This window comes from Silvimonas sp. JCM 19000, from assembly GCF_054652575.1.
This window is the reverse complement of sequence record NZ_BAAIHC010000038.1, coordinates 1-15270: the sequence shown is the minus strand read 5'-3', so window position 1 is coordinate 15270 and position 15270 is coordinate 1. Positions and strand designations below refer to the sequence as shown.

The following is a 15270-nucleotide window of genomic DNA, read 5'->3' as shown; positions in this document are numbered from 1 at the left end:
CTGCTTTGGTTTTACTACACGTTCAGGCGAGTGTCGGTTCGATCACGGCGGGACGATAGCGCTGGGCGGCGTCGGCAAATACGTCGAACACCTGCAATGCGGCAGTGCGTAGATCAGGCACGCTGTCAGCGGGCAATTGATCCAGTTTTTCTACAAAGCGTGGCCATAGTGGCTGCTCGGCATGGTGGGTGAGATAACGGGTGGCGGCGTGCAGGCTGTGGTCTTCACCGGCCAATACATGCCGCGCCAGGAATCGGGCGCCCAGGCGCGAACCTTCCAGCACATAGGCCGCTCCGGCCAGGCCTTTGACGTCGATTGCCGGCACAGCCAACGGTGCGGGACGGCTCAGGCCCAGTTGCGCCAGATCAGCAGCCAGCGCTTCGCGGCGTCGGCGTTCCGGCCAGTCAGTCAGCCAGTTGCCGATGCCCAGCGCTTCCAGCCGTTCTTCCAGCGGAAACAGCGCGGCGGCATGCGCCAGCAAAAAGGCCTCGTAACCGCTGCGGGTGGCCAGGGCAAAGCCAGAGAACGCGCGGTCTACCGCCTCGTGCCGGTCTTCCGTCGCCAGTTTCAGATCCATTCTGATTGACATGATTCTCCTTAAGGGCATTATCTGTTACGAGAAAAATGCGCTAGCCTGAAAGCTAACCATCGACAACGTTGTCACATCCTTTATTAAACCACCTACCTGTTTACACCACCATGAGCGTCGAATTAAGTATTTTGTATGTCGAAGACAACGCAATGTTGCGCGCAACGCTACTTGAGTACCTGGAAGAGACAGGTCATCAGGTGGTTGCCGTGGCCACCGCGGAAGACGCCCTGGTCCAGCTGGAGCAACAGCGCTTTCATATTTTGCTGACCGACGTCAGCTTGCCGGGCAAATCCGGCATCGAACTGGGCCGCGAAACCTACGCGCGGTTTCCGGACACCCGCATTATCCTGGCCACCGGTTTTGATCTGGCCAACGATCAAGGCAAAATCAATATTCCGGGGGCGACCTTGCTGCCCAAGCCGTTTGATCTGGACCGCGTCGACGATGCCCTGGCCGAAATTGCCGCATCCTTATCCTGATGCTGCCTAAGGCTGAGTGATTACCGGGCCGCCACTGCGGCCCTGTTCTATCGTGCTGCGGCCTCAGGCCGTGCCGCGTAAAGCCAGCCGGACTTTCTCTGCCAGTTGCTCCTGGCCATACGGTTTCTGGATGATGGCCGCCTCAATCGAACCCAGCGCGGCCAGATCGGCATAGCCCGTCACAAATACGATGGGCATTTGCGGACGGCGCTGCCGCACGACCTTGGCCAGCTCGGCCCCGTTCATGCCGGGCATGGCAAAGTCGGCCACCAATAAAGCGATATCGGTGTTCTGGTCCAGCAGTTCAAGCGCCGCGCCGCCACTGGCCGCCTCGATGACGCGATAACCCAGGTCTTGCAGCATCAGCGTGGTTACTTCGCGCACGGCCGGATCATCGTCCACCACCAGCAAGGTGCTGGCTGTCACAAACGGCACCGTCTCGCCCACCGCGCTGGGGCAAACGGCAATTTCGCTGGGGAGGGGCGCGGCATGGGGCAGATACACCTTGACCGTGGTGCCGCGGCCCGGCGCGGTGTGGATTGCTACACCACCGCCCGACTGTTTGGCAAAGCCGTAGACCTGGGCCAGGCCCAGACCGGACCCCTTGCCCACTTCTTTGGTGGTAAAGAAAGGCTCGAACGCGCGTGCCAGCACTTCCTCATCCATGCCCGAACCATTGTCGGTCACCGACAGCACCACATAGTCGCCAGGCTCCGGACCTTCCGGGCGTGGACCGCGTTGCAGCACTGCTTCGTTATGCGTCGACACCGCCAGGCTACCGCCGACTTCCATGGCGTCACGCGCGTTGATGGCGAGGTTGAGGATGATCAGTTCAATCTGGGTGGGGTCCACCAGCGCCGACCATAAATCAGGCTGCAAGCGATATTCAATGCCGACGCTACCGCCCATGGTGGATTGCAGCAGATCCTGCATGCCAGCCACGGTTTCATTCAGATTGGTTGGCTTGGCCTCCAGCCGTTGTCGGCGCGAAAAAGCCAGCAATTGCACGGTGAGCCGCGCGCCGCGTTCACCGGCTTCGCGGATATTGGCAATGCGTTTGAGCACCCGGTCGGGCGGTGATTCGCGCACCACGTCACGCGCCAGAAAGCTGGCGTTGGATAAAACCACGGTCAGCAGATTATTGAAGTCGTGCGCCACGCCTGCGGTCAGCTGGCCGACTGCTTCCAGCCGCTGCATTTGTTGCAGCGTGGCTTCGACTTGTTCGCGCTCGTGGATTTGCCGCAGCAATTGGCGGTTGGCTGCGGCCAGTTCGTCCACCGCCATGCGTTCATGGGTAATGTCGCGCGCCACGGCGTACATAAAGCCGTCGTCCGGCACCGCCGTCCACGACAGCCAGCGATAAGAACCATCGGCATGCCGCACCCGGTTTACAAATCGATTGGTAATGCGGCCCGCTGCGATGGCGCTGGCTTCGGCTTCGGTGGCGGCACGGTCGTCCGGGTGCGTCAGATCCCAGATATGCGTGCCAACCAGGCTGGCTTCGGTCCAGCCCAACACATCGTGCCACGCTGGATTGATGGCGATGGCGGTGGTGTCATAACGCGCCACCATAAACAGATCGCGCGACAGCTTCCAGGTGCGGTCGCGTTCGCGCGTTCGTGCCTCCACCCGTTCTTCCAGCACGCTGTTAAGGCGCTGCATGGCGTCTTCGGCATGCTTTTGTTCGGTCACATCATTCAGCACGCCGGTAAAGCGGGTGCAGACGCCGTGTTCAAAAAACGCCGTGCCGCGCGTAGAAACCCAACGGATCTGGCCATCGGGTGCCACGGTACGATATTCAGCCGAATAATCACGCGAGCTTTGCGCGCTGATGGCTTCGCGCACCAACTCGCTCATGCGCGCCCGGTCGGCCGGATGCACGCCTTGTTCAAACACCGCCAGCGACACCTCGGCATCGGGCGGCAAGCCGAACATTTCGCGGCAACGCTCATCCCATGTCAGCCGGCCACTCACCGGCTCAAAATTCCATGTGCCCATGCGGGCAGCCCGCAGCGCCAGCCGCATATGCGTGTTGGCCTCGGCCAGCGCGGTTTCGGCACGCAGGCGCTCGCGCCGCTCGCGCACTTCGGCCATGGCGCGATGCAGCGCCTTGGGCAGCAGGCTCAGATTGTGTTTAAGGATGTAATCGGTTGCGCCCTGGCGCATCACATTGACGGCGTGGGTTTCGCCCAGCACGCCGGAGACAAAGATAAACGGCATTTGCGGGTATTTTTCCCGCACCAGCCGCAACGCATCTTCGCCGGTAAACAGCGGCAACAAAAAGTCGGCCAGCACGACGTCATAGTCGAACGGACCACTCAGGCGTTCCTGCAGCATTTGCGGAGTGTCGACCACGTCCAGCGTGGCGGCAAAGCCGGTGCGTTCCAGTTCAAACGACAGCAGCTCGACATCGCGCGCGTTATCTTCAATCAGCAGTATGCGTACCTGAGTCAGAACCGACATGGAAACCTTATGAAATGGACAAACCGCGCCGCCGATGGGGGCCGGACGGCGCGAGCAACGGGATTGCGGCCGGGATCACGAGCGGGGCAAGCGCTGGTGATGCAGGCGGTAACGCGCTGAACCGGGCGGCGGCTCGTTCAGCACCGCCCAGAACACGCCAAGGTCAGCAATGGCAGCGACAAAATCGCGGAACTCCACCGGCTTGACCACATAGGCGTTGACGCCCAGTTCATAGGCGCGCGCCAGATCGGGTTCTTCGCGCGAGGAAGTCAGCATGACCACCGGCACCGAGCGCAAATCAGGCGTTTCGCGCACGATCTTCAGCACTTCCAGGCCGTCCACACGCGGCAGCTTGAGGTCCAGCAGAATCACGGCTGGATTGCCTTCGGTGCGATCGCTGTGCTCGTTACGTCTAAACAGATAGTCCAGCGCTTCCGCGCCATCACGGACCACCACTACGTCGTTGGCGAGCTGACTACGCTCCAGGGCCACCAACGTCAGTTCAAGATCTTTAGGGTTATCTTCAACCAATAAGATCGGTTTTAGCATGGGCATCTCTACGTTTTACGGTTTGCGGGCCGGAACGCGGTAAGGAGAACCAGAAGGTGGCGCCTTTATCCAGCTCCCCTTCGGCCCAGGTCCGACCATCGTGGCGCTCGATGATGCGTCGCACATTGGCCAGACCGATCCCGGTTCCTTCAAATTCTTCCATCCGGTGCAGGCGCTGGAACACGCCAAACAGCTTGTTGGCGTAATCCATATGGAAACCCACACCGTTATCCCTGATGTAAATCACGTGGTCAGGGCCACGTACTTCGGCGCCGATCTCGATCACGGCGGGGTCGCGGCCACGCGTGTACTTCACCGCATTGCTCAGCAGATTGCGCAAGGCCAGATGCAGGAATGCGGCGTCGGCAATGACGCGCGGCATCGGATGCAGCTTCCATTCAATATTGCGGTCTTGCAGATCGGGCGCCATCTCCAGCCGCACCGACTCAATCAGCGCATAGACATCGACTTCGGTCGGGCGCAAGGCCGAGCGGCCCATCTGCGAAAACGTCAGCAGGTTGTCGACCAGGGTGCCGGCAAAGCGCGCCGAATCGCCAATATGGTCAAGAAAACGCGTACCTCGCTCTGACAAGCGCGTGCCTTCAAAGTCACCCAGCAATTCGGCGTAGCCGACGATATGCCGCAGCGGCGCGCGCAAATCATGCGACACGCTGTACGAAAACGCTTCCAGCTCTTTGTTGGATTTGCGCAGTTCTTCGGCCAGCGCGGCCATTTCTTCGGCCTTGCGCAGCACGATGCCTAGCGTGGCATTGCGTAATTCGATTGCGCCTTCGGTTTCGGCACGATCCCACGGCAGCGCCATGTCGCGCACGGTTTGTTCCCAGGCGGCAAAACTGGCGCGCGGATTAAGTTTGCCGTTGACTTCGGCCTTGCCCGGCTTGCCCGCCCAGGTGACGGTCTGTACCGTTTCGGGGCGGAACCACACCAGATAATGCGAATGCAGTTCCGAGATCGAAACCGCCATGATGCCGGCGCAATATTCGGCCAACTCGGGCACCGCCGGAATATCGCGGCGCACGCTGTCGCTGGCATAGACCTCGCGCTCGCCCCCCTCACCCAACCACGCTACCAACTGGTGGATGGTGGCATTGGGCGGGGTCTGGCCAAAGGTGATGCAGCGGTCGCCCGCGACCACCGCAGCGCCGGCCGCTGCGCCAAAATTCATGAATACATCAGGCACCGCCTGCAAACCTTCCGCCACGCCGTCACGGTCGGCCATCAGCGCCAGCATCTGCACGATCATATGGCGCAATTGCAGGCGGCGATCGGCCTGGGCGTGCGCCTCACGCGCTTCGAGCTGCAACGACAGAATGCGGCCAAGCAGCTCGCACGCGCTGCGGGTCTGGAACGACACCGGCAGCGCCGTGGTGTTGTGGCAAGAAATCAAACCCCACAAGCGACCGTCAACCACCAGCGAAATCGACATGCTGGCCAGCGTGCCCATATTGCGCATGTATTGCAGATGCACCGGCGACACGCTGCGCAACAGGGCCAGGCTCATATCCAGCGGCCGTTGCGTGGTCGGGTTGATGGGCGGCACCAGCGGGGACGGCTGGTAATTGGCGTCCGAAATCACGCGCAGGCGGTTAAGGCGGTACAACTCGCGCGCTTGCGCCGGGATGTCGGAGGCGGGGAAATGCAGATCGAGATAACTGTCATAGCCGGCGCTGAGCGTTTCGGCCAGCACCTGGCCGTGATAGTCGGCATCAAAGCGATACACCATCACGCGGCCAAAGCCGGTCAGCTTTCTGGCTTGTTGCGCCGCCAGTTCGCACAGCGCAGCCGTCGAATCGGCGTCTTGCAACTGGCCGACAAAATGCCGCACCAGCGGGTAGAGCGTAGAAAAAGAATCGTGACCGGCCGCTTGCGGTTCAAATTCGGCAATGAGCAAGCCATCGTGGCGATGCACCATCATTTCGAAGCGGGCATCGGCGTTGCTCTTGAACGCGACTTCGCCGTAATGCGAGGGATTGCTGTCTTGTTCCAGCAGGGTGTTGATGCGGCTGTGCAGTTCGGGCTGATCACGCAGCAATACGGGTAGCGCCTGGCCCAGCAAGGCCTCGGGGGGGCTGCCCAGCAAGCTGGCGCAATTGGCACTGGCCTGCAGCACGACCAACTCGCCTTCAGCCAACACCAACATAAAGCCGTGCGGCTGAATACTGCCGGGAATATGAATCGGCTCTGAGGCGCAATCGTCCAGGCTTTGATCCGGCACATTATTGCTCAATTGCTGCTCCTTGCAGGATTGAAGCCCTGCTTGTGGCACCTGGCGGTGGCACCCGAATTGCCAGGCCGGATTAAGGCCCGATTGGATTAAGATGGCTCAGTGGCAGCCAATAACATTGCGGCGGCCACGTGATCCGGAAGTCCTACAGCCATTACCGCGCAACACCGATCAGGAACCGTCGGCGATTTTGCCATACTTGTATCAAGTCGGGGCGATGCAATAAAGCAGTCAGCCCTCAACGCATTAAACCAGGAGGAATGACAATGGCAACTCCCACCCCAAACCCGCACAGCGATTTTTCTCTGGATCGTGATACCCGCCACGATCTGGCCACGCGCGATAGCGGCCTTGGCGACTGGGCCACCGAAGAAGATGGCGACGGCGTCGAAATCAACGAACGCACTGCGCTCGACGACGCCCTCAACCAGCCTGACATTGAGGCCCTGCCTGACGAAGATGCCGCGCTGCTGGTGGACGATGCGCCCCTGGGCGATGATCCGGTCAGCCCCGATATCCGTCGCATGGAAGAAAACAGCGGCGCCGATGAATCCGAAGAAGCGCGCAGCGAACGCGAAGAATATGAAGTCGAATTCGCCACCGGCGTGCAAAACCCGGATGATGCGACCGATACCAAACTGGCCTGAACCCGGCATCCGCCACTGCCCGCGCAATTACGCTGTATTCAACCTGCCAGATCGGGCGATTAAAGCCCGGTTTGGCATGCTTCGAGCATAAAGATCTCTCCGGTTTTCAAAAATCATGTCAGCGCTTACATTGATGTAGGATATATGCCTACATCGATCTGGCATGTCACATGACAGAATCGCCAGCGATTTACCGTAATGAATCCCCGATTAAATTGATTTGAGCTTGCCGCATGCAAATATTGCAATGCGGATTCAATCGCCGTGCAAAGGCGCAATAATGCGCAATTGCCGATCGGGCGCTTTATTGCGCTAACAAAAAACACTTATAAAGGCCGCCCCGTAGCGGCCGCTTTGCCATGTCCGCCCGGATAAACGCAATGCGGCTGCCGCTGGCGGTTGAACCCTTATGCCGCTCGCTGGCGCGCCCTGCCCTGTAGCTCCGTTGCCTTGCGCGCGAGCGCAGTTCATCTGGTCGCCAGCGTGGGCTAGATGAAGAAGCCATGAACCGAAGCGCTCCTGCCGCCATCCCGGAACAAACTTTCCGTGCCATCCTGGTACGCAATGTGAGCCTGCCTTTGCTGGTGGCAGGTGTGATGTCCGCCATTTTCATCTCGCTGGTGTTCTATTTGATGAACGTCAACCGCTGGGTTGACCATGCCGATCAGGTCATCGGCAAGACCAACCTGGCCGTCAAGCAGCTGATCGACGCTGAAACCGGCCTGCGGGGTTATCTGGTCACCGGTCGCGAAGTCTTTCTGGACCCGTACAACAGCGCCGCCACCAACGTGCCCGCCACCATCAGCGACTTGCGTGATCTGCTGGCGGAATATCCCAATCAAGTGGCATGGCTGGGTCGCGGCGAAAGCGGCTACAAAGACTGGCGCAACTATGCCGCGCGCATGATCACGCTCAAAGGCTCGGCTGACCCGGAAGCACAAAAGCAGGTGACGGGCCCCGAGGCGGAAGAAGGCAAGCGCCGCATGGACGACATGCGCGGCTTTTTTACCCAGATCATCCAGGCGCAAGAAGCACTGCGCACGCAACGTAATCGCGAAGCCAGCGACACCATCACCCTGCTGGTCATAGCCACTATTGTGGTCGGCGTGATTGCCGGCGCCTTGATGGCGCTGAATGGCCGCCGTCAGCTCAAAACGCTGAGCGCGGTGTACGCCACCACGCTGGGCCAGCAGCAACTGCATACCGAACAACTGGAACGCCAGGCCTGGCTGAAGACCGGCCAGGGCGAACTGGGTCAGCGCATGCTGGGCGAGCAAGCCTTGAGCACGCTGGCGGAGAACATACTCAACTTTATGGTGAATTTTCTCGGCGCTTCGGTCGGGGCCATTTATGTAACGCGCGATGGCCGTCAGTTCCAGCGCATGGCGCATTACGCCTGGTCCGAAGATGCAGTGAACAGCCGCGAGCATTTTGAACTGGCGCAGGGCTTGTCCGGCCAGGCCGCCGCGGAAAACCGCATCATGTTGCTGACCGATCTGCCGGAAAGCTTTATCCGCGTGGCCTCCGCTTTGGGCCAGACCGCACCGCGCGCCGTGCTGATCATGCCGGCGCAGGGCGAGCGCAAGGTCAATACCGTGATCGAACTCGGCTTTGCTGGCGAAGTACCGCCCATGCTGGAGGAGTTTGCCCGCCTTGCTTCGTACAACGTCGGCACCGCCATCGAATCGGCCATGTACCGCGAGCGCCTGCAAGACGTGCTGGCAGAAACGCAGCAACTGAACGAAGAGCTGCAAGCGCAGCAAGAAGAACTGAAGGTTGCCAACGAAGAACTGGAAGAACAGTCGCGCACGCTGAAGGAATCGCAAGTGCGGCTGGAAAGCCAGCAAGCCGAGCTGGAACAGAACAACGAGCAACTGGGCGAACAGACCGAAGCCTTGTTGCAGCAAAAAGCCATGGTGGAAGAGCGCAACAAAGCCTTGCGCGAAGCGCATCTGCAACTGGAAGCGCGCGCCGAAGAACTGAGCCGCACCAGCCGCTACAAGAGCGAATTCCTCGCCAATATGTCGCACGAGCTGCGCACGCCGCTGAATAGCGCGCTGATCCTGGCCAAGCTGCTGGCGGATAACAGCCACGGCAATCTGGATGCCGAACAGGTCAAATTCGCCCAGTCCATTTATTCGGCGGGCAATGATTTGCTGACCTTGATTAACGACATTCTGGATTTGTCCAAGGTTGAGGCCGGCAAGCTGGAACTATGGCCGCAAAGCATCAGCCCGCGCGGTGCGCTGGAACCGCTGGAACAACTGTTCCGCCCGCTGGCGGCCTCGCGCAATATCGATTTTGAAATTGTGCTGGAGCCGTCGCTGCCGCCGCAGATGTATACCGACCCGGCGCGCCTGCAGCAGATTCTGAAAAACCTGCTGTCCAACGCGCTCAAATTCACCGACCACGGCCGGGTAACGCTGACCGCCCGCGCGGCGCCGGATGGCCGTGTCGCCTTTGACGTACGCGATACCGGCATCGGCATTGCTGCGGAATATCTGGAACATATTTTTGGCGCCTTCAGCCAGGCCGATGGCGCCACCAACCGCAAATATGGCGGCACTGGCCTCGGCCTGAGTATTTCGCGCGATCTGGCGCATCTGCTGGGTGGCGATATCACCGTGCAGAGCAAGGTGGGCGAAGGCAGCGTGTTTACCCTGACCATCGCGCGGGAAATCAGCGTGGATGAACAAGGTCTGGTGCAGACGCAAATGCCGGCACGCCTGCCAGCGCTGTCGGTGCCCGCCCCGGCGCCGATCGAAATCAGCCCCGCCCCCGCTGCAGTCGAGGAACTGCCGCCGCCGGAAGTCGAAGACGACCGCGAAGTGCTGCGCCCTGATCGGCGCACCGTGTTGATCATTGAGGATGAGCCCGAGTTCTCGCGGGTACTGACCACACTGGGCCACGAAAAAGGCTTCAATTGCATCGTGGCGCACAACGCCGGCGACGGCCTGAAGCTGGCACAACGTTATGTGCCTGACGCTGTGCTGCTGGATATGAAGCTGCCCGACCATTCCGGCCTGACCGTGCTGGAGCGGCTCAAGGAAGACGCGGCGACGCGGCATATTCCGGTGCATATGGTTTCGGGCGTGGATAGCTCGCAAGCCGCCTTGCAGCTGGGCGCGATAGGTTACGCGCTCAAGCCAGCCGATCGCGAGGCCTTGCTCGATGTGTTCCGTAAGATCGAGACCAAGTTATCGCAAAAGATCAAACACGTGCTGGTGGTCGAAGACGACGCGCGCCAACGCGAAAGCATGACGCAACTGATCGCCGACGAAGACGTGCGCATCACCGCGGTCGCGCTGGCCGAAGAAGCGCTGGCGCAACTCAAGGAAACCGTCTTCGATTGCATGGTGGTCGATTTGACGCTGCCGGACATGGCGGGCCACGAGCTGCTGCAGCGCATGGCCAGCGATGACTTGTGTTCTTTCCCGCCGGTGATCGTCTACACCGGCCGCGAGCTGTCGCGGGCCGAAGAAAACGAACTGCGCCGCTATTCGCGCTCCATCATCATCAAGGGCGCACGCTCGCCCGAACGACTGCTGGATGAAGTAACGCTGTTCTTGCATCGTGTGGAAAACACGCTAGCGCCGGAACGCCAGCAAATGCTCAAGGTGGCCCGTAATCGCGAGAAGGCCTTTGAGGGCCGCAAGATCCTGCTGGTGGACGATGACGTGCGCAATATCTTTGCCCTGACCAGCGCGCTGGAGCAAAAAGGCGCCCGCGTCGAAATCGGTCGCAACGGCATCGAAGCGCTGGAACGGCTGGATGCGGACCCCGATATCGACCTGGTGTTGATGGATATCATGATGCCGCAGATGGATGGCTTTGAAGCCATGCGCCGCATCCGCGAGCAAGCACGCTTTAGCCGTCTGCCGATTATTGCCGTCACCGCCAAGGCAATGCGCGATGATCAGGAAAAGTGTCTGCAGGCTGGCGCTAACGACTATCTGGCCAAGCCCATCGATCTGGACAAGCTGGTCAGCCTGATCCGGGTGTGGATGCCCAAGATCGGGAGCCTGTGATGTATCCGGCGGCAGAACTGGATATCGAGCTGAAATTGTTGGTAGAGGCCATCTACCTCAAATACAACTACGACTTCCGCAATTATTCGCCCGCTTCGATGAAGCGACGCGTATTGCACGCGCTTACGCAACTGGAAGTGCCGACGGTGTCGCAATTGCAGGATCAGATCCTGCACAAGCCCGACCGGTTTCTGGAATTGCTGCAGTTTCTGACGATTCCGGTGTCGGAGATGTTCAGAGACCCCGGCTACTTTCGCGCTATCCGCGAGCAAGTGGTGCCGATCTTGCGCACCTGGCCGTCGTTCAAGATCTGGATTGCTGGCTGCAGTACCGGCGAAGAAGTGTATTCGATGGCGATTTTGCTTAAAGAAGAAAACCTGCTTGAGCGCGCCATCATTTACGCCACCGACATCAACCCACACAGCCTGGAGCGCGCCGAAGCCGGCATTTTTGCGCTCGACAGCATGAAATTGTTTACCAGCAATTATCAGAAGGCGGGCGGCAAATCATCGTTCTCGGATTACTACACCGCAGGCTACGGCTCGGCCATTTTTGACAAGGCGCTCAAGCGCAATATCACCTTTGCCGACCATAGCCTGGCCACCGACAGCGTGTTCTCCGAGATGCACTTTATCTCTTGCCGCAATGTGCTGATCTATTTCAACCGGCCCTTGCAGAACCGGGCTTTTGGCTTGTTTCACAACTCGCTGGTGCATCGTGGTTTTCTGGGGCTGGGCTCCAAAGAAACGGTGCAGTTCAGTGATTACGCGCAAAACTTCGAGCCGTTTGAAGCGCGCGAACGTATCTATCGCAAGGTCTGACCATGGCTACGATCCGTTCCGCCCCAGCGCTATCCCCCTCGCACCCGCTGCCACTGACCGTGCTGATCGGCGCGTCGGCCGGGGGTGTGGAGGCGCTCAACCGCATCTTGCCGCAACTTCCGGCCGATTATCCGGCTGCCGTGGTGGTGGTGTTGCATCAGCCCGCTGAGGGGCCGAGTTTGCTGGTCGAAGTGTTTACGCCGCGCGTGCGCTTGTTGACCAAAGAAGCCGACGAAAAAGAACCGCTGGTGGCCGGCGTGATCTACTTTGCCCCGCCCGGCTATCACCTGCTGATCGAAACCGATGGCACCCTGGCCTTGTCTGTGGATGAACCGGTGCTGTTTTGCCGCCCCGCCATCGACGTGCTGTTTGATTCCGCCGCCCAGGCCCTGGGCAGCCGCGCCATCGGCGTGATCCTGACCGGCGCCAACGAAGACGGCGCGGCCGGTCTGGCCCGCGTGCATCAATCTGGCGGCGCGGCCGTGGTGCAAGACCCGGCGGATGCGCTGGTGGACACCATGCCCGCCGCCGCCCTGGCCGCCGTGCCATCCGCTCATATTCTGACCGCCACCGCCATCGGGCAGTGGCTGGCGACGTTGCAACCAGGAGGCCGTTATGGCGCCCAATGAGCAACCCGCGTTGCTGGATATCCAGGAACGCACCAATCTGCTGATCGTCGATGATCTGCAAGAAAACCTGATGGCGCTGGAGGCCTTGATCCGCCGCGACGACGTGCAGATCTTCAGTGCGCGCTCGGGCGAACAAGCGCTCGAACTGGTGCTGCAACACGACTTTGCGCTGGCCTTGATCGATGTGCAGATGCCCGGCATGAATGGCTTTGAGCTGGCCGAGTTGATGCGCGGTACCGAAAAATCCAAGCACATCCCCATCGTGTTTGTCACCGCCAACGACAAAGGCATGAACTACGCCTTCAAGGGTTACGAAACCGGCGCGGTCGATTTTCTGCACAAGCCACTCGATATTCACGCGGTCAAATCCAAGATCAATGTGTTTATCGAATTGCATCAGCAACGTCTGGCCATGCGGCGCCAGCTTGAGGCCCTGCAAGCCAGCCGCGCCCAGCAAGAAAAACTGCTATGCCAGCTGCAGGCCGCACAAGGCGAATTGCAACAAGCAGTGCGCATCCGCGATGACTTCATGTCGATTGCCTCGCACGAACTGAAAACGCCGTTGACCTCGCTCAAGCTGCAAAACCAGCTGCGTGCGCGCCATCTACGCCAGGGCAATACCGCCGCGTTTACCCAGGCCAAGATCGAAAAGATGGTCGAAACCGATGGCCGCATCGTGGAAGGCGTGCTGCGCTTGATTGACGACATGCTGGATATCTCGCGCATCCGCGGCGGCAAGTTGTCGTTCAAGCCCGAAGAATTTGATTTGTCCGAGCATGTGCGTGAAATCGTCGACCGTTTCGACGAGCAACTGACGCTGGTCAACAAAGGCTACACGCTGGATGCGCCCGCACCGGTGATCGGCATGTGGGACCGCTATCGGCTGGATCAGGTGGTGACCAATCTGATTACCAATGCCATCCGTTACGGCGCCAATCGGCCCATCGCCATTACCGTGCGCGCCGATAACGGCAAAGCCTGGTTCAGTGTCAAAGACCATGGCATCGGCATTGCCGAAGAAAACCAGCAGCGGATTTTCCAGTTGTTTGAACGCGCGGTGGAATTCAACGAAATGGGTGGGCTGGGCCTGGGCTTGTTTATCGTCGGCCAGATTGTCGAAGCCCAGGGCGGCCGCATCAGCCTGCAAAGCAAGCTGGGCGAAGGCTCCACCTTTACCGTTGAATTGCCATTGCGCCCCGGTGATCCCGGCCAGTGTTAAACCCGGCGCCCGTTGCCGATCGCAGCGGGCGTTCTTTATCAAGATCATAAAAAACCACGGAACCACAGCCATGCCGACGTCAACCTTGCACCATCCGCTCAAACGACCATTTAATTTGCGCGCCCTGGCTTGTGCGCTGGCGCTCTTGAGTACCTCGGCACTGGCCGAGGTCAATGTGTTGCATCCCGCCAGCAGCGTGCAACCGGGCGCGCCGCTGACGCTGACTTTGCTGATCGACAATCCCACCCAATCCAACTTGCCCGTTGCTATTCCCGGGCAAATCCAGGCCACGGTCAGCAACGCCGATTTTCCCAATCTGGCGCCGTTTACGCTGACGCGGGTGGGTAATAGCGGCGACAGCGTCACGCTGAAACCAGGCGAGTTCCGCCGCGTGGCCTATTCGACAGCGCTGCCTACCACCCTGCGTGGCGCAGTGCGGGTGCAAGTCATCGGCTTTGATACCGCGCCGGTGTTGATCGCGATTGATCAAGGCGACAAGGCCACGCTCAAGGCTAAAGTGGATGCCGAAAAGGCGGCGCAGGCTGAGGCCGCCAACACCAAGGCCACTGATAACCTGGTGCAATACGGTGCAGCGGCCCCCACCACCGAGACCGCTGCCGTGGCCGCAGCGCAGGTGGCCACGCCGGGCGCACTCGATACCGACACCGCGGCCTTGCTGCGTACCACGGAGAGTCGCCTGAGCGGTTATGAGCCGATGTATTTTGCCGTCGGCAAAAATGGCGACTGGAATGCCAAGTTCCAGATCAGCTTTAAATATCGGCTGATGTTGCCGGCTGATCCGGCCTCACGCGCTTTCCTCGACAATCTGTACTTTGCCTATAGCCAGCGTTCGTTCTGGAATCTGTCGGCCAAATCGCATCCGTTTGATGACAGCAGCTATATGCCTAGCCTGTTCTATTACACGCCGGACACTGGCATACAGGCGAGCTGGTACCAGCGCATGGGGCTGGAAGCCGGTTTGCGGCATGAATCCAATGGCAAGGGCGATCCGGGTTCGCGCAGCTTTAACAGCGTGTATGTGCAGCCCATCCTGCATTTTGGCGATCCGACCAAAAACGAATGGGTGGTCGCGCCCAAGCTGTATTGGTATCCCATCGATAGCGATAACCCGGATATGCGCAATTATCGTGGTTATGTGGATCTGAACGTGAGCTACGGCAATGCCAATGGCTGGCAGTTTGCCACCACGCTGCGTAAGGGCACCAAGTCGGATTATGGCAGTGCGGAATTCCAGGCGACGTACCCGGTGGCGCGGATCTGGCGCGGTTTGGGCGGGTATTTGTTTGCGGATTACTTTACGGGGTATGGCGAGGATCTGGAGGGGTATAACGCGCATACCAATCAGGTTCGGGTTGGGTACAGTATTACTCGGTGGGCTTGGTAGTAGCCTGCGGCGCATTTTGGGGTGTCCCGCTTAGGCGGGGCTCACCTTTAACCGCTTGTGCCTGCGGCGCATATTTTGATGTTCGGCTTGCGCCTCGTACACCTTTAACCGCTTGAGCCTGCGGCGCATTTTAGATACCCGGGGGTGCCCGGGAGCACCTTACTTTTCTTTGCTTCGCCAAAGAAGAAGTAAG

Annotated in this window: 11 protein-coding genes; 7 read left to right on the top strand and 4 right to left on the bottom strand. The window is 59.8% G+C overall.

Going from position 1 to position 15270, the window contains the following annotated elements; all coding sequences use genetic code 11:
• Positions 1 to 22: 22 nt before the first annotated feature.
• A complete protein-coding gene (locus ACYQ1A_RS20665) occupies positions 23 to 589 on the bottom strand; it encodes a biliverdin-producing heme oxygenase (protein ID WP_499365543.1) in 567 nt (188 codons plus the stop codon).
• A 110-nt stretch (positions 590 to 699) separates the two neighbouring features.
• On the opposite strand from ACYQ1A_RS20665, the gene ACYQ1A_RS20660 reads away from it, so the two are divergent.
• The gene (locus ACYQ1A_RS20660; protein WP_062223476.1) at positions 700 to 1071 is read left to right on the top strand and encodes a response regulator; all 372 of its coding nucleotides are present in this window, start codon (positions 700 to 702) and stop codon (positions 1069 to 1071) included.
• A 63-nt stretch (positions 1072 to 1134) separates the two neighbouring features.
• Here the strand turns inward: ACYQ1A_RS20660 and ACYQ1A_RS20655 are convergent, their stop codons facing one another.
• From ACYQ1A_RS20655 to ACYQ1A_RS20645, 3 genes are all read right to left on the bottom strand, one after another.
• Positions 1135 to 3534: a response regulator gene (locus ACYQ1A_RS20655; RefSeq protein WP_499365536.1), complete on the bottom strand. Its 2400-nt coding sequence runs from the start codon at positions 3532 to 3534 to the stop codon at positions 1135 to 1137.
• Positions 3535 to 3609: 75 nt separating this feature from the next.
• Positions 3610 to 4083: a response regulator gene (locus tag ACYQ1A_RS20650; RefSeq protein ID WP_062223478.1), complete on the bottom strand. Its 474-nt coding sequence runs from the start codon at positions 4081 to 4083 to the stop codon at positions 3610 to 3612.
• A complete protein-coding gene (locus tag ACYQ1A_RS20645) occupies positions 4058 to 6331 on the bottom strand; it encodes an ATP-binding protein (RefSeq protein WP_499365530.1) in 2274 nt (757 codons plus the stop codon). The genes ACYQ1A_RS20650 and ACYQ1A_RS20645 overlap by 26 nt, the downstream gene beginning before the upstream one ends.
• Before the next feature lie 263 nt (positions 6332 to 6594).
• On the opposite strand from ACYQ1A_RS20645, the gene ACYQ1A_RS20640 reads away from it, so the two are divergent.
• From ACYQ1A_RS20640 to ACYQ1A_RS20615, 6 genes are all read left to right on the top strand, one after another.
• Complete coding sequence (locus tag ACYQ1A_RS20640; RefSeq protein WP_499365527.1) at positions 6595 to 6975, top strand: hypothetical protein; 381 nt, start codon at positions 6595 to 6597, stop codon at positions 6973 to 6975.
• Between the two features lie 503 nt (positions 6976 to 7478).
• A complete protein-coding gene (locus ACYQ1A_RS20635) occupies positions 7479 to 11003 on the top strand; it encodes a response regulator (protein WP_499365524.1) in 3525 nt (1174 codons plus the stop codon).
• Complete coding sequence (locus ACYQ1A_RS20630) at positions 11003 to 11824, top strand: CheR family methyltransferase (protein ID WP_499365522.1); 822 nt, start codon at positions 11003 to 11005, stop codon at positions 11822 to 11824. The genes ACYQ1A_RS20635 and ACYQ1A_RS20630 overlap by 1 nt, the downstream gene beginning before the upstream one ends.
• 2 nt (positions 11825 to 11826) lie before the next feature.
• On the top strand, positions 11827 to 12453 hold the full coding sequence (locus tag ACYQ1A_RS20625; RefSeq protein WP_499365519.1) for a chemotaxis protein CheB: 627 nt from the start codon (positions 11827 to 11829) through the stop codon (positions 12451 to 12453).
• Positions 12440 to 13672: a hybrid sensor histidine kinase/response regulator gene (locus ACYQ1A_RS20620; RefSeq protein WP_499365517.1), complete on the top strand. Its 1233-nt coding sequence runs from the start codon at positions 12440 to 12442 to the stop codon at positions 13670 to 13672. The genes ACYQ1A_RS20625 and ACYQ1A_RS20620 overlap by 14 nt, the downstream gene beginning before the upstream one ends.
• Before the next feature lie 70 nt (positions 13673 to 13742).
• Positions 13743 to 15077 (top strand): phospholipase A, encoded by a 1335-nt coding sequence (locus tag ACYQ1A_RS20615; RefSeq protein ID WP_499365515.1) that lies wholly within the window; start codon positions 13743 to 13745, stop codon positions 15075 to 15077.
• The last annotated feature ends 193 nt before the right edge of the window (positions 15078 to 15270 follow it).